Annotated in this window: 17 protein-coding genes; 10 read left to right on the plus strand and 7 right to left on the minus strand. The window is 57.2% G+C overall.

The genetic code is table 11. The features are described from left to right. Window positions 1-198 precede the first annotated feature (198 nt). Window positions 199-1,554: a HAMP domain-containing sensor histidine kinase gene (locus tag F3I47_RS10270; protein ID WP_150028750.1), complete on the minus strand. Its 1,356-nt coding sequence runs from the start codon at window positions 1,552-1,554 to the stop codon at window positions 199-201. Further along, window positions 1,551-2,210, minus strand: a complete 660-nt coding sequence (locus F3I47_RS10275) for a response regulator (RefSeq protein ID WP_009092548.1) — start codon at window positions 2,208-2,210, stop codon at window positions 1,551-1,553. The genes F3I47_RS10270 and F3I47_RS10275 overlap by 4 nt, the downstream gene beginning before the upstream one ends. 582 nt (window positions 2,211-2,792) lie before the next feature. Between F3I47_RS10275 and F3I47_RS10280 the strand changes: the two genes are divergently transcribed. The 4 genes from F3I47_RS10280 (at window position 2,793) to F3I47_RS10295 (ending at window position 6,415) form a co-directional block, all read left to right on the plus strand. After that, window positions 2,793-3,134, plus strand: coding sequence for a hypothetical protein (locus F3I47_RS10280; protein ID WP_140922760.1), 342 nt, complete (start codon window positions 2,793-2,795; stop codon window positions 3,132-3,134). Window positions 3,135-3,666: 532 nt separating this feature from the next. Next, window positions 3,667-4,035 (plus strand): helix-turn-helix domain-containing protein, encoded by a 369-nt coding sequence (locus tag F3I47_RS10285; protein WP_009092546.1) that lies wholly within the window; start codon window positions 3,667-3,669, stop codon window positions 4,033-4,035. Between the two features lie 167 nt (window positions 4,036-4,202). Beyond that, window positions 4,203-5,099, plus strand: coding sequence for a LysR family transcriptional regulator (locus F3I47_RS10290; RefSeq protein WP_150028749.1), 897 nt, complete (start codon window positions 4,203-4,205; stop codon window positions 5,097-5,099). 110 nt (window positions 5,100-5,209) lie between these two features. Further along, window positions 5,210-6,415: an MFS transporter gene (locus F3I47_RS10295; RefSeq protein WP_150028748.1), complete on the plus strand. Its 1,206-nt coding sequence runs from the start codon at window positions 5,210-5,212 to the stop codon at window positions 6,413-6,415. Window positions 6,416-6,470: 55 nt separating this feature from the next. On the opposite strand, the gene F3I47_RS10300 is transcribed toward F3I47_RS10295, so the two are convergent. Further along, window positions 6,471-8,861 carry a glucose/quinate/shikimate family membrane-bound PQQ-dependent dehydrogenase gene (locus F3I47_RS10300; RefSeq protein ID WP_150028747.1) on the minus strand — a complete coding sequence of 797 codons (2,391 nt, stop codon included), beginning with the start codon at window positions 8,859-8,861 and terminating at the stop codon, window positions 6,471-6,473. A 276-nt stretch (window positions 8,862-9,137) separates the two neighbouring features. Further along, a complete protein-coding gene (locus F3I47_RS10305; RefSeq protein WP_033736438.1) occupies window positions 9,138-9,737 on the minus strand; it encodes a hypothetical protein in 600 nt (199 codons plus the stop codon). 399 nt (window positions 9,738-10,136) lie between these two features. Between F3I47_RS10305 and F3I47_RS10310 the strand changes: the two genes are divergently transcribed. Further along, the gene (locus F3I47_RS10310) at window positions 10,137-11,378 is read left to right on the plus strand and encodes an MFS transporter (protein WP_033736437.1); all 1,242 of its coding nucleotides are present in this window, start codon (window positions 10,137-10,139) and stop codon (window positions 11,376-11,378) included. A 291-nt stretch (window positions 11,379-11,669) separates the two neighbouring features. On the opposite strand, the gene F3I47_RS10315 is transcribed toward F3I47_RS10310, so the two are convergent. Next, entirely contained in the window at window positions 11,670-12,827 is a 1,158-nt protein-coding gene (locus F3I47_RS10315; protein WP_150028746.1) for a Gfo/Idh/MocA family protein, read from the minus strand. Between the two features lie 271 nt (window positions 12,828-13,098). Here F3I47_RS10315 and F3I47_RS10320 point away from each other — a divergent pair, with 271 nt between their 5' ends. Both F3I47_RS10320 and F3I47_RS10325 read left to right on the plus strand, forming a co-directional pair. Next, entirely contained in the window at window positions 13,099-13,992 is an 894-nt protein-coding gene (locus tag F3I47_RS10320) for a BadF/BadG/BcrA/BcrD ATPase family protein (RefSeq protein WP_150028745.1), read from the plus strand. 30 nt (window positions 13,993-14,022) lie between these two features. Then, window positions 14,023-15,138 carry an ROK family transcriptional regulator gene (locus F3I47_RS10325; RefSeq protein ID WP_150028744.1) on the plus strand — a complete coding sequence of 372 codons (1,116 nt, stop codon included), beginning with the start codon at window positions 14,023-14,025 and terminating at the stop codon, window positions 15,136-15,138. A 56-nt stretch (window positions 15,139-15,194) separates the two neighbouring features. On the opposite strand, the gene F3I47_RS10330 is transcribed toward F3I47_RS10325, so the two are convergent. Further along, window positions 15,195-16,286 (minus strand): ABC transporter ATP-binding protein, encoded by a 1,092-nt coding sequence (locus tag F3I47_RS10330; protein WP_150028743.1) that lies wholly within the window; start codon window positions 16,284-16,286, stop codon window positions 15,195-15,197. Window positions 16,287-16,298: 12 nt separating this feature from the next. After that, window positions 16,299-16,898 (minus strand): GNAT family N-acetyltransferase, encoded by a 600-nt coding sequence (locus F3I47_RS10335; protein WP_046101048.1) that lies wholly within the window; start codon window positions 16,896-16,898, stop codon window positions 16,299-16,301. A gap of 550 nt (window positions 16,899-17,448) precedes the next feature. Between F3I47_RS10335 and F3I47_RS10340 the strand changes: the two genes are divergently transcribed. The 3 genes from F3I47_RS10340 to F3I47_RS10350 are packed head-to-tail and all read left to right on the plus strand — an operon-like array spanning window position 17,449 to window position 20,525. Then, complete coding sequence (locus tag F3I47_RS10340; RefSeq protein WP_046101049.1) at window positions 17,449-18,780, plus strand: extracellular solute-binding protein; 1,332 nt, start codon at window positions 17,449-17,451, stop codon at window positions 18,778-18,780. Window positions 18,781-18,837: 57 nt separating this feature from the next. Next, window positions 18,838-19,710, plus strand: a complete 873-nt coding sequence (locus F3I47_RS10345; protein ID WP_009092534.1) for a carbohydrate ABC transporter permease — start codon at window positions 18,838-18,840, stop codon at window positions 19,708-19,710. Next, window positions 19,710-20,525 carry a carbohydrate ABC transporter permease gene (locus tag F3I47_RS10350; RefSeq protein WP_009092533.1) on the plus strand — a complete coding sequence of 272 codons (816 nt, stop codon included), beginning with the start codon at window positions 19,710-19,712 and terminating at the stop codon, window positions 20,523-20,525. Before F3I47_RS10345 ends, F3I47_RS10350 begins: the two co-directional genes overlap by 1 nt. Window positions 20,526-20,566 lie beyond the last annotated feature (41 nt).

Here is a 20,566-nt window from a genome sequence, read left to right on the forward strand (position 1 = left end):
GTCAGCAAAAAACAGCCGGTTGTTCAGCCCGCGTAGCGTGCCTGTAACAGATCGATAGAAAATAGATTTTGCTCACGTTTGTCAAAAAGTGTTGCATTACAATTCAGCTAAAATGTGATGCACTTCACAATTAAGACCATGATCGAACGGAACCAGGCAACCGTTTACGTTGTCTGGTTCGTGATCAAAAAGGCGGGATCAGGGAAAAGTGACGCGAACCTGTAAACCACAGATCGCACCCTGTGGGGTCAGACAGTTGGAAAGGGCGACGTGAATCTGATGTTTCTGAGCGACGTTACGCACGATGGATAATCCCAGCCCGCTGCCCTGGGCTTTCACGTCAGGCGAGCGGGTAAAACGATCAAATGCGCGCTCGATAAAGGATTCCGGCATGCCTGGCCCGTTATCGACAATATCGACCACCGTTTTGCCCGCGACCCGATGCAGCAGCACATCAACCAGACTCCCTTCCGGCGTGTGCAACATGGCGTTACCAATCAGGTTGTCAAACAGGCTGCGCAGCTCAGAACGACTGGCCTGCAGACGATATTGAGCAGAGCCGTTAAAACCGATATCGATGCCGCGCTTGTCTGCCACCACCATCAGCTGCTCAATGCTCTCCTTCAGCAGATCTTCCAGGTCAATATGCTCGACGCTGGCGATCACACTCTGGTCATCCTGGCGCGACACATTGAGTAGCTGTGTGACCAGATGACGGGTGCGCGTGACGCCCGCTTCCAGCTGACTGAACTGCCGGCTCGCTTCGCCCGGCTGGATATGCTGACGGAGATTCTCCAGCTGTAAGGTCACCGCCGTTACCGGGGTGCGCAGCTCATGAGCGGCGTCCTCCAGGAACTGACGCTGAGAGGACCAGGCCTCGCGCAGTTTACTCAGCAACGAATTATAGGCAGCCACCAGCGGCAGGATCTCATCCGGCAGCCCCTCCGGTGAGACGTTGTGCGGATGATGGGTCTCCTGCGCCGCGATCTGACGCGAAGCCACCTGCAGATCGCGGGTGATCTTGCGTACCACCAGCCAGATCACCAGCAGCGACAGCGGCATCATCAGGATCATCGGGATAATCGCCGCCAGCGCCCGCTTGACCATCGTGGACTTCATGTAGCTGAGGTTGTGCATGACCTGAATGGTTTTGATCGCGCTGCCGGGCAAACCGGGCCGGGTGTAGATCCGCCATTCACAGTCGCGGCACTGGCCGACATGCACGTCGCGGTAACCCCGCTGGTTCTGTAACGGGGCCGCCAGCTCCGGCCAGGAGCTGGCACGCAGCTGTCCGCGATCGTCCCACAACTGAACCACAAACGCGCTTTTCGCTTTATCCGGCGCAATCAGCATCGGCATCAGGGCGGGCATCTGCTTATTGGTGGACCAGGCGTCCGCGATTTTTGCCAGCTGATCGTCCTTCATCGTGCCGACCATATCGCCGTAGCAGCTGAAGAAATACCAGGTGACACCGCCAATCATCAGCAGATGAATAATCAGCAGCGTAGAGAGCAGTTTATTACGCAGCGAGCGCATAAAGGTGAAGGGTTTCATATGGCCGGAACCCGCCAGCCCAGACCACGCACGTTGCGGATCACGTCGTTATCCAGCTTGCGGCGCATGCCGTGAATCAGGACATCCACCGCGTTGCTGCTGACTTCATCGCCCCAGCCATAGATGCGGTTTTCCAGCTGCTCGCGCGACAGAATGGCACCGGGCCGCTCCAGCAGGGCGTAGAGCAGGGCATACTCGCGCGCGGTCAGCTGCTCGCGCTGACCCTTATAGAGCACTTCGCGGGTCATCATATCCAGCTGAACATCCCCGCTGCCCAGCACCGAATCTGCCGCGCCGTGGCGGCGTCGGGTAATGGCGCGCATCCGGGCCATCACTTCCTGGAGGTCGAACGGTTTAAGCAGGTAGTCGTCAGCGCCGCTGTCGAGCCCCTGAATGCGCTGCGCCACCGTGTCGCGGGCAGTCAGAATCAGCACGGGCGTGGAGTCGCCGCGCCCGCGCGCCCGGCGCAGCACCTGTAACCCGTCATCGCGGGGTAAGCCGAGATCGAGCAGCACGCAGCTGTAGCCGCCTTCGCTCCAGGCATTGTGGGCAAAGACGCCATCGCGCACCCAGTCCACCGACCAGCCCGCGCCCTCCAGTGCCTGCTGCAGGTTTGCGCCGATCATTTCATCATCTTCAACCAGTAACACGCGCATGGCTGATCTCCTCTGCAAAGATGGGAGAGAGTTTACTCATCAATTGTTAGGCCAGAATTATCCGCCTTCACACTTCCCGCTGTCGCCGCGCTGGCTGCATCTGCAGTGCTTCATCAGAACTCTATCCACATTTTTCATAGTAAACGAGAGTAAAACCACTGGCCTGAGGACGAAAATTTTGACGCTTTTATCATTAGGTCAATACTACCCTTTTCAGACGTGAATAATGCTATTTAACTGTTGTATGACTAATTCAGGATAGAAATGATTTTTATCAGATACGGGCTCTATGTTAGTAAGGTTATTCCTGAGTAGATAGATGTTAAAATTATGCAATAGAAATTAACTCTGAAAATTAATTGTGCCTTATGTCACATAAAGAGATAAATATTAATATTTTATCAGGATGAACTGGGGAGAAATAACAAGAAATGACATCTTTTTTCACCCATCTCTTTGATAAGGAAATTTATTTTATAAATTTTAATAAGGGTAATAACTCTTTGCACATGGAATATTTAATTGATATAAATTTCTGGCAACAGGGTTTGCCATTAATAAAAAACAGAAGGAGTTTGTTAAATGAAGATCTTAGAAAATAGTCATTTGCTTTTGGTTACTGGTGCAAGCGGTGCATACGACCCTGCCTATGCTGGGGCATCAGCTTATGCCAGTCAGCATGGTAATAAGTCCAGTCAATCCGGTAATCTGTTTGGTCCAAGTAATGGCGTAATTCAGGTTGTGGCTGCACATCCTGAAATGGTGGGCTGTCTCAATGGCATCCTCGGTGGGATGATTAGTGGTTCAGTAGGTGGTCCGGGCTCAGCTGTGGCAAGTGCGATTGGTGGTGGTATTGGTTCGTGTTTTAATAATTCTGGAAACTACAATGCTGGTAACAGTATTGGTGGTCAATGCACCTGGTGAAATTAGTCTTCATGATAAATGATGGCTGAGGGTTTTATGCAAAAAATAGTACGCTATCTATCTATATTGGTTAGCATATTAGTGGGCGCAATGTTTTTGAGTGGCGCAGGCGTTTCGTATGAAGGCTGGTATGCTATGCCAGAAAATGCATCAAAAATGGTCGTTACAATCGCTACACTGACTACGTTTGTTAAACTGACTATTTTTTTGTGCTCAAGGTTTTTCAGTGCATCTGGCTGCTGTAAAAAAACTTAAGTGTAGAGATTAGATGTGCAGGGGCTTCGGCTCCTGTTTTGATATAAAAAATTAATAAAACAGGAATGTAATAAAAGCTGCTGACTAAATGAGTTTTAAATGCCTCTCTTTTCTAACAGTAATCTCACGACAGATTTTTACTCAAAGCCCCCGCTGGCCACACCCTCTCACCTCCGTTTCACCCCTTGCTAATTCTGCGCTAATTTTCTGCTAATTAAGGGATAAATTTTAGCGGGTAGAGTGGTTCCACTGCACATCAGCTTGAACAGGAGGAACCATGAATCAGCGCGAGTTTATTCGGAGTCTGCTGGACTGGATAGAGAACAACTTAGGACACGATCTGCATCTGGATGAGGTGGCGCGCCGCTCAGGCTATTCGCGCTGGCATCTGCAACGCCTGTTTCGCCAGCACACCGGCTTTTCCCTGGCAGAATATATCCGTCAGCGTCGCCTGACGGAGTCGGCGCTCACGCTACTGAGCAGCAACGAAGCGATTCTGCAGGTGGCAATGAACTACGGTTTTGATACCCAGCAGGCCTACACCCGGACCTTTAAAAATTACTTTATGGTGACGCCGGGCCAGTTGCGCCGCCAGCGTCGCGTCGAGCCAGATCGACTGCTGTTCCCGCTGGCGATGGCCAGCTGATGCCTGACAAGGCCTTTCCGTCACGGCAGGCAGACGGAAAGGTCACTCCGCGCATTACCCTCGCTTCGGCTGTTATCGCCCTGTTTTTTTTGCCTCCTCGCCACAGTCCCCCCGTCTGAACGTGCTAGTTTGTTGCCTGCATCCCCTTACTGTCGGAGTCGGGAAACATGGAAAATGGCGCGAATTTAACCGCCATGCTGGTATTCGCACGGGTGGTGGAGTTACAGAGTTTCAGCGAGGCCGCTCGCGCACTGGGCTGGTCCAAATCGCATGTCAGCCGGGAGATCGCCCGGCTGGAACTCAGGCTCGGTATCCGGCTGCTGCAGCGCACCACCCGGCGGCTGGCGCTGACCGAGCTGGGGCAGGCGTACTACCCCTATTGTGTCCGTATGCTGGCGGAAGCGCAGCGCGCCGAGGCGTTCGTTCAGCAGTTGCATCAGCAGGCCGCCGGTCATGTCAGGCTGCAGGCGCCCGTCACGTTCGGCTGTCAGTGCGTAGTGCCTGTCGTTAATCGCTTTCTGCGCCGCCATCTGCATATCAACGTTGATCTCGATCTCACCGATCGCAGCCAGGATCAGCTGGACGATCAGGATGATCTGGCGATTGTGATCCGATCCCGGGCACCGCGTCAGGGCAACTTCCGGCTGCTGAGTGATATCGACTGGGGGCTCTATGCCGCGCCTGCTTATCTGGCACAGCGTCCGGCTATCACTCACCCCGGGATGCTGCCACGTCACGACCTTCTGCTGTTTCATGGCCCGGCCCACACCGCTGCGCTGCCGTTCCGCCGCGATAAGCAGCGACTGGCGCTGGATGTACGCAGTCGCTTTCGCGCCAATAACAGCATGGCGCTGCTGAATGCGGCCCTGGCCGGCAGCGGTATCGCCTATCTGCCCGCCTACATGGCACAGGAGGCGGTCGGGCGGGGTGATATTCAGCAGCTGTTGCCGGAGTGGCAGATGGATCGTCTGCAAAGCTATCTGCTGCTGCACGACACCCCGGAAACGGCGTCGCCCGTCACGCTGCTGAGCGATGCGCTGGTTGCGGCGCTGAGCACAGGCTGATTGTTGCCTGCTGACAACAATCATCGCCACAGAGTAACTATCGCGGCGTCGCTGTTGTTAATCCGCCGCCCTGGTTAGCCTGTATCCCTGCTCACTCAAGGGATATGGCTATGCAACACTCACCCGAAACGGCAGCGTTTCACCACTGGAAACGTAATTTAGCGGTCTGCGTCGTCGGATCTTTTACCACTATCGTGGCGATGACGCTGCTGCTGCCCTTTCTGCCGCTCTATGTTAAGCAGCTTGGCGTTGAGCAGCCCGCCGCCATTGCGCGCTGGTCCGGCCTGGCGTATGGGGCGACCTTTTTCAGTGCCGCGCTGACGGCACCGCTGTGGGGCCGGCTGGCTGATCGTTACGGTCGCAAGCTGATGCTGATTCGGGCCAGCCTCGGCATGGCGATTGCGATGTCGCTGATTGGCATGGCGACGGCGCCGTGGCAGCTGGTGGCGCTGCGTCTGCTGGCGGGGCTGCTGGGTGGCTACGCGTCGGGGTCGACCATTCTGGTGGCGGCGCAGACGCCCAAAGCGCAGACAGGCTGGGCGCTGGGCGTCCTCTCCTCCGGCATTATGGCCGGCAACGTGGTCGGGCCGCTGCTGGGTGGCCTGCTGCCGCCGCTGATTGGCATCCGGCAGACCTTCTGGCTGACCGGCGCGGTAATTTTTCTTGCCTTCCTCGCCACCACCTTTTTACTCAGAGAGCAGCCGCGAGCCAGCATCACCGCCTGCGATCGTCCTTCACCGATGCCGGCAGAGCCGCCGGTCAATCACCGCCTGGTGCGGCTGATGTGGCTTTCCGGCATGTTGCTGATTTTTGCCAGCATGTCGATTGAACCGATTATTACGCTCTACGTCGGCGAGTTTGTTCAGGGTGAACATCAGATCACCCTGATGGCCGGGATCGTGATGTCCGCCGCCGCGCTGGGCACGGTACTGGCGGCACCGCGGCTCGGTCGCCTGGCCGATCGCGTCGGACACTGGCGGGTTCTGACAGGGGGATTACTGCTGAGCGGCGTGCTGCTGATCCCGCAGGCGTTTATCACGGCGGCCTGGCAGCTGGTGCTGCTGCGCTTTCTGATGGGGATGGCGCTGGGCGGCCTGATGCCATGCATCACGGCGATTATCCGTCATAGCGTACCGGGCTCGCAGGTCGGACGGATGCTCGGTTATTCCACTTCGGCACAATATGTGGGTCAGGTCAGCGGTCCGCTGTTCGGTGGAGTGGTCGGCGGGACGTTCGGGATGCGGCCGGTATTTCTGGCGACCTGCGCGGTGATGCTCTTCTGCGCATGGCTCAACTGGCGCGAAATGAAAAAGTAACGCGATCAAAAAAGGCGGACCGGAGTCCGCCTTTTGTTACTGACCGAAGCTGGAATTACTTCTGGTCTGGCAGTGCGTAGGCAATCACATAGTCGCCCAGCTTGGTACCAAACGAACCGTGACCGCCTGCTGCGATGACAACGTACTGCTTGCCATTCACTTCATAGGTCATCGGGGTCGCCTGGCCGCCTGCTGGCAGACGTGCCTGCCACAGCAGCTCGCCGGTGTCGGTGCTGAACGCGCGCAGGTAGTTATCGGCGGTCGCACCAATGAAGAATACCTTACCTGCGGTGGTGATTGGACCACCCAGCATCGGCATACCCATTTTGAACGGCAGCGGAACCGGTGAGCTGTCGCGAACGGTACCGATACGCTGTTTCCACACGACGTCGTTGGTCTTCAGATCCACCGCGGAGATGTAACCCCAGGCTGGCTGTTTGCATGGCAGACCAAACGGAGAGAGGAACGGATTCAGTTCGACGCCAAACGGCACGCCATACTGCGGCTGAATACCGGTTTCAGTCCCTGAACCACCCTCTGCGCCTTTCGGCGGCTCAATCGGGTTACCCGGACCTCGCGGAACCAGTTTCGAGACAAACGGCAGCGCCATCGGGTTAGCAATCGCAATCTGACGATGTGGATCGACCGCGATACCGCCCCATTCGAACATACCCAGGTTGCCCGGGAACACCAGCGTACCCTGCTCAGATGGCGGCGTGAACGGACCTTCATAGCGCAGACGCTTGAAGATAACGCGACACACCAGCTGGTCAAACATCGTCGCGCCCCACATATCCTTGTCCGTGAGGTTCTGTTTCGGACGGAAGGTCAGCTCAGAGTAGGGCTGCGTGGCGGCAACGTGGTCGCCTTTCGCGGCACCCTGTGGCACTGGCGTTTCTGACGCCGGAACCACTGGCTTGCCGGTGCGGCGATCCAGAACGAAGATGTTACCGGTTTTAGCCGGCGCGTAGATCACCGGGACGGTGTTGCCATCTTTATCGGTAATGTCAGCCAGGGTCGGCTGCGACGGCAGATCCATATCCCACAGGTCGTGATGCACCGTCTGATAAGACCAGACCAGCTTACCGGTGGTGGCGTTCAGCGCCAGCACGCTGCTCGCGTAACGCTCCTGCTCTGGTGTGCGGTTACCGCCCCAGATGTCCGGTGTGCTCACGCCCATTGGCAGGTAAACGGTATCCAGTTTTGGATCGTAAACGGCCGGTGCCCATGAGTTCGGTGAATTCAGGGTAAAGGTGTGTTCATCAGCCGGGATGGCATTCGGATCTTTTGCACCCGGATCAAAGACCCACAGCAGTTTACCGGTATTCACATCAAAGCCACGAATCACGCCGGAAGGCTCGCGGGTTGAGTAGTTATCGGTGACTGCACCCGCCATGATGATGGTGGTGTTGGTAATGATCGGCGGTGAGGTCGGCTCATACTGACCCGGCGTGGTGACAGGCTGTTTGTGCTGCAGATCCAGCTCGCCGTTAACGCCAAATGTCGGGCAGCGTTCGCCGGTTTCGGCGTCCAGTGCAAACAGACGACCATCGTTAACCGGTAAATAGATACGACGTGAGCAGAGCGCAGGCTGGCTGTTTGCTGCATCAGCGGCTGCCGGCACTTCGTGGTAGGAGACGCCGCGGCAGGTCACGTGCTGGAAGGTCGGATTCACCTTCATGGCCGGATCAAACTTCCACTTCTGTTTACCTGTAGCCGCATCCAGCGCAAACAGGATCTGGTGTGGCGAACAGAGGTAAAGGGTGTCGCGGATTTTAATCGGGGTCACTTCGTCGGTGATTTCGCCCGGATCGTTAGGGGTTTTCATGTCGCCGGTCTGGAACTGCCAGGCAACCTGCAACTCTTTCACGTTCTCGTGGTTAATCTGCTTCAGCGGCGAGAAACGGGTTCCCTGCTGATCGCGCGCATAAGCGGGCCAGTCAGCATCCGGGATGTTGCTCAGCGGTGCAGCCTGCTGCGCATTGTCAGCGGTTTCCGGCACAGAACCGTTAATGACCTGCGGATCGTTGAATACCGCGTAGGCCAGCACGGCCGCACTGGCAATCAGCGCCACAGCCATGGTACCCAGTGCTGCTTTGCTACCGGCGTTAACGCTGCGATAGACAAACGGCAGGATCAGCCAGACACCAAAAATCACCAGCACATCGGTGCGTGGCGCCAGCGCCCAGAAGTCCGTCCCGACTTCCCACACGCCCCAGATCAGGGTGCCGATCAGCAGCAGCGCATAGAGAACCAGCGCGGTGCTTTTACGGCGGGAAAGCAGATAAGCGGTGATGAGCATAACCACACCGCCGAAAACGTAATACCAGGAACCACCAATAGCGGCTAACCAGCCACCGCCAATCAGCATAAACGCGCCCGTCAGTACTGCGAACAGTATCGTCAGGAAACGAATTACGCTAAACGATGAGGAGTTTTTCCCCATGATATCGACCTCGTTTTGTTGCCATAAAACATACGAAAACAACCAGATAGGCTGTTTCCAGTTATCAAGTACAAATGATTAAGGGTGTTCTTGAGAATCTCTTCCGCTAAGACAGACGCTCCCTTTGTGTTAAATGTTATAGCAAAATTAGATCAAGGTTTGATTTTTTTAGCTCAAAGCGCTTAACAAATGAAGTAATGCGACATTTTATGGGGGATTAATGGACGTTAAGCGCACCGCCGTGTGCCCTTAACGCCGGAGGGCAGGATTTGTGGTTCAGCAGCTAATCAGGTCGCCGTCCGAGCGTTGCTGTTGCCAGCCGCTAATATTTATCTCAGCAAACTGTTCAGCGCTTAAAGGCGGCGTATGACTTCGCACGATCACCTCGGCCCCTTTCTCACGGAATGTCGCCATGAAAAAAGGAAAGGTAAACTTTTCATAATTGTCATTAAAGAACGCTTCGGTTAAAACAATCCCGGAAAAAGGAAAGGATTCCAGCAGTCGCCAGTCTGCACCGGGCGGAGCAAAATCATAAAGCCAGAAATCAAATTTCTCTGTTAATTCAAGCAGTGAGGCGTGGTGTGCGGCTAAACTGGTATAATTAATACCAATTCTGATTCGCCCATCCTGTAAATGAGAATAAGCATCCGGAACTGCAATCATTCCCTGCAGCCGAAAGTCTTCTACCGGGACAATCATTAATGCTGCTTCAGTAGCGATTTGGTTGTGTAATGAAATAATGTTGTTTGTATTAAGTATATTGCGGCTGTCCTGATTTTGCTGAAGATATGGCACGCTATAGCAAATGCCCGTGACATTACGCGTAACGTGATGGATAGGTTCAGTAACATAAGGGTTATATAAACTGTTTTTCATTATCTCTTTGGCGTGCAATAAAAAAGGATTTATTGATAATCAATCATATAAACGGTCGCATTTTCCAAACGCGTGAATAAATATAGATCATCTGCTTAATCCAAATCATCCTTTTATTGTCGCGGAGCGTAAATAAACGCTTCGACACAGAAGCAATAATTCCTTTGGCGTCTGATGATGACGTAGAATATATTCAATAGTCGGGACCAATAGGCTGGTAATAATCAGGAGAGATTTTTCAGGCCCGGCATGGACAGGAAGGCGATTTATCGCCGGGAGCAGCAGAGGGGAAACCATCGCGATTATACTTCATCCGCTCTGTTATCTGACGTTCCTCATCGACCGCACAAATAACACCGCGCAACGACGCGGGACGGCTCATCAAATTTGGGATAAGACATGGGATTTATGGCATCTGCAGCGGAAGAGCCGCTGTGGCGACATCGGGCATTCGTCGCCTTCTGGCTGGCACGAACCTGTTCATCGTTTGGTTTTCAGATGTTTTCGGTGGCGATCAGCTGGCAGATCTATGCGCTGACCGACAGCGCGATGGCGTTAGGGATGATCGGCTTAATGCAGTTTCTGCCGTCGGTGTTGCTGGCGCTGCCTGCAGGGCATCTGGCGGATCAGTATGACCGGCGGCGTATCGTGCTGTTCGGTCAGCTGGTGGAATTTGCTGCGCTGCTGGCATTAGTGGTGCTTACCTTATTCTCTACCGCCGATCGGGTTACGCTCTGGGGTCTGGTATTTATGATTGCGGTGGCGAAAGCGCTGGAGTGGCCTTCGATGTCCTCAATGCTGCCGTCGCTGGTGCCGCCCGCGATTCTGGCGCGGGCGATGGCGATGAACTCGGTGGGCGGCGAGGCGGCGGTTATCGTCGGACCGACGCTGGGCGGGCTGCTTTATGTCGCGGGACCGCATGTGGTGTATGGCGTGTCTGCGCTGTTCTATCTGATTTCGCTGACGCTGGTGAGTCTGCTGCGCTATGAGCGCCCGTTGCAGCCGCGCCTGCCGATGAACATGAAGAATCTGTTTGCCGGGATTCACTTTATCCGCGAACGCAAAGATGTGCTGGGCGTGATTTCGCTCGATCTCTTTGCCGTCCTGCTGGGTGGCGCGACCGCGCTGCTGCCCATTTTTGCCAAAGATATTCTGCATACCGGGCCGTGGGGATTGGGGATGCTGCGGGGCGCGCCCTCTGTGGGGGCGCTGCTGGTCGGCATCTGGCTGAGCCGGCATAAGCTGGATAAGCATGTCGGGATGATTATGTTTGGTTCGGTGGCGGGCTTTGGTGTTGCCACGCTGGTGTTCGCGCTCTCGACGCAGCTGTGGTTGTCGCTGCTCGCGCTGTGTGCGCTGGGCGGTTTCGATATGGTCAGTATGGTGATTCGCGGTGCGCTGGTGCAGCTGGATACGCCGGATGCGATGCGCGGGCGGGTGAATGCAGTGAACGCCATTTTCATCAATACGTCGAATCAGCTGGGTGAGTTTGAGTCGGGGATGCTGGCAGCATGGATGGGCGCAGCCCCGGCGGCGGCGATTGGCGGGATCGGTACGCTGGTGGTGGTGGCCCTGTGGATGAAGTTGTTTCCGCATCTGCGGCGGCGGCAGAAGCTGGAGAATGAGGGGGATGCGGTCTGACCCAGGGCAGCTATATGCGCTTGTGATGTCAGGAAGGTTATCGCTGATAAATTGAGCGCAGGCTTCAGGGAGCATATGTCCTCCGCAAAGACGCAAAAACGCCCTCCCTGGCAGGCTGCTGAGAGAGAAGAAATATTGGTGCGGCTATTGAGTCAGCGCTGAGGCAGTTTTACTGAGCGAACGTAACACCTGAGAAGTAACTGGCCCGAAGGCCAGTTCAGCAGAGTACCAGTCAGAGTGCCAGTAACAAGCCGGGGACGGCGGGGGAGGCCGCCCCTGAGGCTGGGGCCGTCAGGCCCCGGATTTTCCCAGGTTGGCGTCAAATGTCAGCCAGCTTTCACGCATGTCCACTACGCTGCGGGTTTTGCGTGCCTCATCGATTTTGATGGCGGTAAGGCCCGCTTCCAGCGCGTCCACCACTGAGACTTTCAGCGGTGTTCCCTGTTTAATATGTTTGACGATCTCTTCAGCCATCAGCGCATCCGCGCCGTAATGGCCATCATAAGCGTTGCCGCTGTAGGCGGTATCGACCTCTTTCTCACCGCTGCGGGCGTTGTGCACCCGGAAGTAGTTACGCACAAAGTCGCCTTCCGCCATGCCGTCAGTGCCCATGACGCAGAAACGGCGGAACTCATCCGGCACGTTCAGGTTGGCGTGGAAGGCGAGGGTGGCTCCCCCCTCATACTCAATCAGCGCGGTCTGGTAGTCGACAATGTCGGCATCGCTGTCGAAGACCGCATCTGTGCTGGACCAGCCGCTGGGTTTGACGTGATAGAGCTCCGACTCAGGGGTGATCGCCCCCTGCGGGGCGTGAGCCGGGGTAAAGGATTTCCGGCCACCAAAGCTGGCGACGTGAGTCGGACGCCGCTGCAGCAGGCCCTGATAGAGATCGATGTCGTGGCAGCACTTCTCCAGAATATAGGGACCGGCATACTTCTCCAGACGTCGCCAGTCGCGCTGGAAGAAAGCACCGTGATAAGGCTTGATGTGTTCGGTTGCCTCAATCGAGGTGATTTCGCCCAGCTGGCCCGCATCGCGCGCAGCCAGCAGATCGTGATAAAGCGGTGAATAGCGCAGCACCAGCCCGACCAGAATGCGCGCCTCGCCATACTGACGCACCAGCTTTGCCATCGCCATGGTCTGCTCTTCATTAATTACCACCGGCTTTTCGGTAAAGACGGTATAGCCTGCCGCCAGCGCCTGACCCACATGCTCCAGATGCAGAAAGTTGGGTGAACCCACCAGCACCACATCCATTCCGCCGTGAGCCAGCAGGGCGTCCACAGACGCAAAAGCCTGGCCGGGCGCAATACCAAAGTTGTGCAGATTCGGCAATCCGGCGGGGGCCGGATCGTAATAGCCCACGACGGAAAAGCTGTCGTCAGCCTTGCTGAACTCTTTCATGACGTGGGACAGACGAAAGCCGAGACCGATAATGCCTACTTTCATGGTAAACCCCTGCTCCTGAGATCGGATGATGCAAAGCCCGCCAGCGGTCGGGCGCGGCTGCTGATAATCTGACCATCAACTTATTACGGCAGAAAAAGTAATGTCAACATCGCGCTGCACGTTTTGCGGGATGGGTTTTTGTTATATTTATGTAAATTAAGGAAAAATAGTCATGATGTTTTTACCATATTTATTTGTTATTGCGATTTAAGTTTTTTTATCCTATCGTTCGCTCATTATGGCTATAACCCTTAATCAGGGAAGGAAGCGCGTGCAACCACACTATCTTCTTGGCATCGATGGCGGCGGAACGCAGTGTCGCGCGCGCTTAACCGATCGGCAGGGCCGCCTGCTGGCAGAAAGCACCGGTGGACCCGCCAATGTCTGGTCAGATTATGATGCGGCCCTGACCTGTGTCGGGCAACTGACTGAACAGGTATTTATCCAGGCGGGACTCACCGCAGAGGCGCTGGCACAGACCGCGCTGGTGGCGGGGCTGGCCGGCGCTAACGTCGCCTCAGTGCAGGCGCGCCTCGCAAGCTGGCAGCCCGCCTGCGCGGCGTTGCAGGTGGTCAGCGATGTGGAGATCGCCTGCGCGGGCGCGCACGGTGGCGAGCCTGGGGCGGTCTTTATCATCGGCACCGGCAGTCAGGGCGCCGCCTGGGATGGCGAACGCTTTACGCTGCTTGGCGGCTGGGGCTTTGCCCTCTCCGATCAGGGGTCGGGGGCGGAGCTGGGCCGTCGCGCGCTGCGTCTGGCGCTGCTGGCGCATGAGTCGATCATTCCGCACGGCTCCCTGACCCGCCAGCTGATGGCGCAGTTCGGCGACAGCCCGGAAACCATGCTGCTCTGGACGCGCACGGCGGTGCCTGCTGACTGGGCCCGCATGGTGCCACAGATTTTTGCAGCCGCCGACGCGGGTGACAGCCACGCTCAGGAGCTGCTGCAACAGACCGCCGCCGATATCGGCCTGATGGTGCGACGCCTGATCGCCCTGAGCAGCGGGCCGGTGGCGCTGATGGGCGGCGTGGCCGCACCGATTCAGCGCTGGCTGGATGAAGATATTCAGGCCCGGCTGGTGATGCCGCAGGGCGATGCCCTGAGCGGGGCGCTGACCCTGGCGCAGCAGCTGACGCCTGCCGATTACCGATCTCAAGCGGGCTGAGCTGCCTCAGCCCGATAACCCGAGGAATCTATGACCGCTCCCAACGTAACCGCGCGCATTCTGCGGTTGATTGTCGAAAATGCGCCAATCAGCCAGTCAGATCTGAAAGTTCGCAGCGGACTGAGCATGTCGACCGTCTCACAGGCAACTAACCGCCTGCTGACACAGGAGATTGTGCAGGAGCTGGGGCTGCGTCGCGTGTCGATGGGGCGGCCAAAAACCCTGCTGGGGCTCAACCCCGACCGCGCCAGCGTGATTGGGATTCAGCTCAATGCGGAACGCAACCTGATCGTCATGACCGATCTCAGCGGCAATCTGCTGGGTGAACAGCAGATGCCAAAAGGCACGCTGACGCCGCGCCAGCTTGGCGATGCGCTGGCGAAATTTCTGCGCGGCGTGGAGGAGAAGCGGGTGGGGGCCATTGGTCTGGCGCTGTCGGGGCTGGTCGATGCTGAAAACGGCTATTGCATCCGCTCCAAGGTGCTGGGCTGGGATAACGTTCCGATTGCGCGCCTGCTTGAAGAGCGCTTCTCGCTGCCGGTCTTTATCGAAAACGACGCCAACGCCATGGCCATGGCCGCGCTGGTGTTTGGTCAGCTCGGCAATGCGCAGTCGGCGGTGATCGCCACCTACGGCAAAGGGATTGGCGCGGGGATCATCCTTAATCGTCAGCTCTATCGCGGTCGTCACGGCAAGGCGGGCGAGATTGGTAACGGGCTGGTGGGCGACGGTTCGCTGCGCCTGCTGGAAGATGTCGCCTCCTCGCGCGCCATTCTGCAGCGGGTGGCGGAGCAGGATGCGGAGGGCGTGACGCTGCAGGCGCTGGATCAGCGGCCCACGCCAGAGGTGCTGGCGGCGCTGGAAGAGGCGGGACGTGAACTGGGCATTTCGCTGGCGAACCTGTCGGTGGCCTACGATCCGGATGTGGTCTATCTGGCGATGGAGCCGCACATGGCGTCACGCATTCTGCTCGATCACATCACCCAGAGTTTTCAGGCCTACCGGCTGAAACTGACACCACAGATGACGCCGCTGCAGTTTCTGACGGAATCGAACCGGATGTGGGCGCTGGGCGCGGCGGGATTTGCCGTTAACCGCTTGCTCGATCTGCTGGCAGCCCAGGCCAACGAAGAGCCGGTCACCTGAGTTAACACTCGAATAAAAACGGGCGCTAAGCGCCCGTTTTTGTTTCCGCGCTTCTCCTAACGCAGGCGCAGACCCTGCTCATCAAACAGCAGGCAGTGCGCGGCAGAGATGCCCAGTTCTACCTGCGCACCGAGATCGCGCGGGGTGGCCTCGCGCTCTTCCACCACCAGCATCTGTTCACGTCCGATATCCAGGTAGAGATAGTTGGTGTGACCCAGCATCTCGCCATAGGCCAGCTCGCCGTGAAAACGCAGGGCGTCCGGCGTCTGCGCGGCAGGCTGGAAATGCTCGGGACGGATGCCCAGCGTGACGGTCTGGCCCTCGCGGCAGGCAGTCGCAAGGGGCATGACCAGCCCCTCAATCTTCAGCTCCGGCACCCGCAGCTGCACTTCACCTTCACCTGTCGCGCTGATTTCGGCGCGCAGAAAGTTCATCTTCGGCGATCCGATAAACCCGGCGACAAACAGATTATCCGGGTCGTGATAGAGCGTCAGCGGCGCGCCGACCTGCTCAATCCGGCCCTGACGCAGCACCACGATGCGGTCAGCCAGGGTCATCGCCTCCAGCTGATCGTGGGTGACATAAATCATGGTGTTACCGAGTGAGGCGTGCAGGCGGGCGATCTCGATCCGCATCTGCAGACGCAGTTCGGCATCCAGGTTGGAGAGCGGTTCATCGAACAGGAAAATACGCGGATGACGAATGATGGCGCGGCCAATCGCCACGCGCTGCCGCTGTCCGCCAGAAAGCGCACGCGGCAGGCGGTCGAGCAGTTCCGTCAGGTGCAGCCGAGCTGCCGTCCGCGCAATAGCCTGGTTGATCTCCGCTTTGGACTTTTTCATGACCTCCAGCGGATAGGCCAGATTGCCGCGCACCGTCATGTTGGGGTAGAGCGCATAGGACTGAAATACCATCGCGATGCCGCGCTCGGTGGCGGGCTGCTGCGTCATATCTTGCCCCTCAATCAGCAGCTGACCGCTGCTGATCTCCTCCAGCCCGGCGATCATCCGTAACAGCGTCGATTTGCCGCAGCCGGAAGGGCCGACAAACACCACAAATTCGCCGCTGTTGATCGTCAGATCGATGCCATGAATGACATTGACGTGCTCATAGGACTTCTTCACATTCTGCAAGCGCAGGCTGGTCATCGGCTACCTCACTCAGAGTAACTGGCCCATGTAGATGGCATTACTGCGCAGGATAGGGGTGAACCCCATACGCGTATAGAAGGCGCACACCTGCTCGTTCTGCAGGCTGACGCCAAGATGGACACCGCTGACCCCGGCGGCCCGCAGCGCCGCCAGCTCATGCTCAATCATCCGGCGACCCCAGCCCCCTTTCTGGGCGGCAGGCAGCAGGTTGATATGCAGATGCGCGGGCCAGCGGGTCACCAGCGTCTCCGCGGCCTGGTCGGGCTGGCGGATGGCGTCGAGCACTTTACTGTCGAGCGGGGCGCTGGCGCTGCGGTCGCGATATTTCTCCTGCAGCTGCGGCCACCATTCGGCGTCGAGCTGAGCCTCAAACGCGCGGGTGTCAGGCACGGCCACAACGTAACCCTGCACCTCACCGTCACGCTCCAGCACAAAGGCGAAGTCAGGCGCAAACCGCGCGTAGGGCACGGCAAAACGCTGGCCGGGATAGTCGGGATCGGAGTAGAGCGCGCGGGCATCGCCACCGGCATCCGCTGTTTCCAGGCAGATACGGTAGAGCGCCGGGAAGTCCGCCGGCGTGGCCGGACGAATGACACCTTGATTCGCCATGGTGAAGTCTCATGAGTGAGTGAAACGGTCAGGGAGTAAACAGATCCACAGGATAAAGTTACGTTAATGAAAGTGGACTTAGTTTTCAAGATAGAATAATTCCCTTATCGCACTAACGCTGACGGTTAAGCAATCTTTCACGGCGTCATGATGCACAACTGTGATCGCCAGCACGCCCGCAGGGCGGCGGCTGGCGGCAGATTCTGCGCCGGTAAAAAGAGAAAAGTGTGAGCGTGATAGGATTTTCGTATGGTTTATCAGGGTGTTATTTTGTCATTATAGCCTGGCGATCTCCTGCTGTGAAAAGCGCGCGGGGCACGCTGCCGCCGCGGTTAACAGGCGTCAGACCAGCGTGATGTGCTGATATTCACGCCGGATTGCTGTTTATTTGCGCGCGCTCACAGCGTTGCAATTCCCGCGGCAGGTTGTTTGACTTTATTTTTTTATTAAAGTAAGTATGAATCAGTGCGTTTGTGTGCGGCTTCAGCCTGCAGGATGTCAGGCGGTGAGATGCAGGGATGCCGATTCTGGTCTGAAGAAGGTGAGCATAATGTCTGTTTCCTCCGTTCGTTCGTTCCGAATTCGCAATGTGGGTCGGCTGCTGGCAGCGGGCCTGCTGGCAGGCAGCGTCTCGCAGGCCGCCCACGCCGCCGTGACCCTCAATGAGTGGGATATCTACAACTATCCGCAGCAGACCGCCGCGGTGGATGAGGGGATCAAAGAGTTCTCTCAGCAGAATCCCGGCATTGTTATTAACCGCTCGGTGCACTCCTTTGAAGATACCCGCATCCCGCTTAAGCTGGCGCTGACCGCCGGTGACGGCCCGCAGATTGCGCAAGTCAACCAGGGCGGCGGGGATATGGGCTCGCTGGTTAAAGATAAGCTGCTGCTGCCGCTCGACAGCTACGCAGCCAGTTATGGCTGGACGACCCGTTTTCCGGACTCGATTCTGAAACGTAACCGCTGGTCAGACAGCGGTGAATTTGGCAGCGGCAAACTCTACGGCATCGCCAGCCTGGGGGAGATGGTCGGACTCTATTACAACAAAGCGCTGCTGGATAAAGCGGGCATTCCGGTGCCGAAAACGCTGGCAGAGCTGGAAAGCGCCATGGCGAAGCTCAAAGCGCAGGGCACCGCGCCGATGATGCTGGGGCTGCTGGATGGCAACATGGGCCAGCAGCTGCTCAGCACCCTGTGGCAGGCCCAGATCGAGAGCCGTGACCGCAAGACGCTGGATAACCTGATTTACGATGTGGGCGGCACCTTCAGGGACAGCAAGCTGGTCAACGCCGCCACCATGATGAAGAGCTGGACCGATAAAGGCTACTTCTTCCCCGGCTTTCAGGGCATTGGCCATGACGATGCCGCCACGCTGTTCCAGAACGGCCAGGCGGCGTTTCTGGTCAGCGGCACCTGGTACCTCGGCCAGTTCAAAGACAACAAAGATATTCACTTCGCGGCGATGCCTGCCGGTGAAGGTGTGAAGCAGCCGCTGATGGTGGGGGGGACCGATCTGGCGTTCTCCATCACCAGCACCGCCAAAGGCAAAGATCAGCAGGAGGGGGCGGCGAAGTTCATCAACTATATGGTCTCTGATGCCATGGCGAACCGCTGGCTGAAGGTCGGTTTCCTGCCTGCCAGCACCAACAAAGCGGCCACCATGCCGGCGGACAATCCGCTGCTGGCCGAGGCGTATCAGGTCTGGCTGACGCTCAATGAGTATGACGGTTTAGGTCATTACGTGGACTGGGCGACCCCGACCATGAATGCCGAGCTGAATCAGAATGTCCAGCTGCTGCTGGCGGGTCGTCAGACTGCCGATCAGATGGTGGTCAACTTTGATAACAACTATCAGCGTTACCTGAAAACCCTGAAACACTAAGCCGGAGGCCCGGCGAAGCGCCGGGCCTGAGCACTGTTCTGAGTCACGAGTAGGGTTATGTTGAATTTAAGCGGCTGGCGTAATTTTCTCTATGTGCTGCCTGCGGTGCTGGTCTATGCGGTATTTCTGCTCTTTCCGCTGCTGGCCTCGCTGGGCATCAGTTTTACCGAATGGGATGGCACCTCACTGCCGGTGTTCAGCGGCATCAGTAACTATATGCGGATGTTCAGCGATCCGGTGTTCTGGATTGCGCTGGGCAATAACGCCATCCTGATGCTGTTCTATACCCTGTTGCCTATCGGCGTTGGCCTGTTGCTGTGCAGTTTTCTCTATGAGACGCGCAACAATAAGGAACGCAGCGTCTTGCGCATTCTCTTTTTCCTGCCCTACATCATGCCGATGGCCGTGCTGGGGGTCGTGTGGCGCTGGCTCTATAACCCGGCGTTTGGCCCAATCGATCAGATACTGCGCGCCGTCGGCCTGCCGCAGCTGGCCCTGTCGTGGCTGGGCGATTTTACCTGGGCGCTGCCCGCGGTCGGTCTGGTCGCCACCTGGTACTTCTTCGGCTTCTGTCTGGTGCTGTTTATGGCGGGCCTGCAGCGTATGGACCCCTCCCTGCTGGAGGCGGCCGACCTGGATGGGTCGTCGCGCCGTCAGAAGTTTATGCGCATCACGCTGCCAGGTCTGCGACCCGAGCTGCGGATTGCCCTGCTGCTGACGGTGATCGCCAGCCTCAAAGCCTTCGACCTGGTCTATGTCATGACCCAGGGCGGGCCGGGCACCTCCACCATGGTCACCAACATCTTTATGTATAAGCAGGGCTTTGACCTGCACTACTTTGGCTATGCCTCGTCAGTGGCGGTGTTCAGCATGATCATTGTTCTGGGGATTAACTACCTGATCCATCTGGCCTTAAGGGAGCGTTACTGATGCGAAGCACGCCGGTCATTTCACGCGCGCTGATCTGGATCGTGGCGCTGATGACGATTCTGCCGTTTCTGATGGCGCTGATGACCTCATTTAAAACCCAGATGGAGCTGTTTCAGGGCGTCTTTACGCTGCCCGCCTCGCTTAATTTTAAAAATTACCTGACCGCGTGGCAGCAGGGACACTTCAGCGTCTACTTCCTTAACTCTGTGCTGGTAGTGATCCCGGTGGTGCTGTTCAGCGTGCTGCTGGGTATTCTGGCCGGATTTGGCTTTGCCTGGCTGAAGATTCCCGGCAAAAAGGTCATAGCCGCGATGCTGGCGCTGGGGATGGTGCTGCCGAGTGAGGCCTTTATCATTCCGCTCTATCACGAGCTGCGCTGGATGGGGCTGACCAACACCTATCTGGCGCTGATCCTGCCGCAGATTGCCCTGTCGCTGCCCTTTACCACGCTGATGATCGCCAGCGCCTTTCAGCAGGTGCCGAAAGAGCTGGTGGAGGCGGCGGTGATGGACGGCGCGTCGCGGGTCAAAATCCTGTGGGGCATTCTGGTACCCGCTATCTGGCCAACCCTCTCCACGCTGGGGCTGCTGCTGTTTATCTGGACCTGGAATGAGTTCCTGATCCCGCTGATTCTGGTGAACAAAGATGAGCTGCGGACGCTGCCGATTGGCATGATGTTTTTCCAGAATAAAAATACCATCGACATTCCGGTGCTGATGGCGGGGGCGATGATTGTGATCATGCCGCTGATCCTGGTGTTCCTGATTTTCCAGCGCAAATTTATCAGCGGCGTGACGGAAGGGGCCGTGAAGTAATCTGTGACAGCCCGCACGAAACGGCGAACTGGCGACCAGAC

It is taken from the genome of Pantoea sp. M_10, from assembly GCF_008631515.1.
GTDB lineage: Bacteria > Pseudomonadota > Gammaproteobacteria > Enterobacterales > Enterobacteriaceae > Pantoea > Pantoea anthophila.

Coding starts and splice junctions, on each gene's coding strand:
- F3I47_RS10275 (WP_009092548.1), bottom strand. CDS start 2,210: ATGCGCGTGTTACTGGTTGAAGATGATGAAATGATCGGCGCAAACCTG.
- F3I47_RS10345 (WP_009092534.1), top strand. CDS start 18,838: ATGTTGAATTTAAGCGGCTGGCGTAATTTTCTCTATGTGCTGCCTGCG.
- F3I47_RS10350 (WP_009092533.1), top strand. CDS start 19,710: ATGCGAAGCACGCCGGTCATTTCACGCGCGCTGATCTGGATCGTGGCG.
- F3I47_RS10310 (WP_033736437.1), top strand. CDS start 10,137: ATGGGATTTATGGCATCTGCAGCGGAAGAGCCGCTGTGGCGACATCGG.
- F3I47_RS10285 (WP_009092546.1), top strand. CDS start 3,667: ATGAATCAGCGCGAGTTTATTCGGAGTCTGCTGGACTGGATAGAGAAC.
- F3I47_RS10295 (WP_150028748.1), top strand. CDS start 5,210: ATGCAACACTCACCCGAAACGGCAGCGTTTCACCACTGGAAACGTAAT.
- F3I47_RS10315 (WP_150028746.1), bottom strand. CDS start 12,827: ATGAAAGTAGGCATTATCGGTCTCGGCTTTCGTCTGTCCCACGTCATG.
- F3I47_RS10335 (WP_046101048.1), bottom strand. CDS start 16,898: ATGGCGAATCAAGGTGTCATTCGTCCGGCCACGCCGGCGGACTTCCCG.
- F3I47_RS10290 (WP_150028749.1), top strand. CDS start 4,203: ATGGAAAATGGCGCGAATTTAACCGCCATGCTGGTATTCGCACGGGTG.
- F3I47_RS10280 (WP_140922760.1), top strand. CDS start 2,793: ATGAAGATCTTAGAAAATAGTCATTTGCTTTTGGTTACTGGTGCAAGC.
- F3I47_RS10300 (WP_150028747.1), bottom strand. CDS start 8,861: ATGGGGAAAAACTCCTCATCGTTTAGCGTAATTCGTTTCCTGACGATA.
- F3I47_RS10340 (WP_046101049.1), top strand. CDS start 17,449: ATGTCTGTTTCCTCCGTTCGTTCGTTCCGAATTCGCAATGTGGGTCGG.
- F3I47_RS10325 (WP_150028744.1), top strand. CDS start 14,023: ATGACCGCTCCCAACGTAACCGCGCGCATTCTGCGGTTGATTGTCGAA.
- F3I47_RS10330 (WP_150028743.1), bottom strand. CDS start 16,286: ATGACCAGCCTGCGCTTGCAGAATGTGAAGAAGTCCTATGAGCACGTC.
- F3I47_RS10305 (WP_033736438.1), bottom strand. CDS start 9,737: ATGAAAAACAGTTTATATAACCCTTATGTTACTGAACCTATCCATCAC.
- F3I47_RS10270 (WP_150028750.1), bottom strand. CDS start 1,554: ATGAAACCCTTCACCTTTATGCGCTCGCTGCGTAATAAACTGCTCTCT.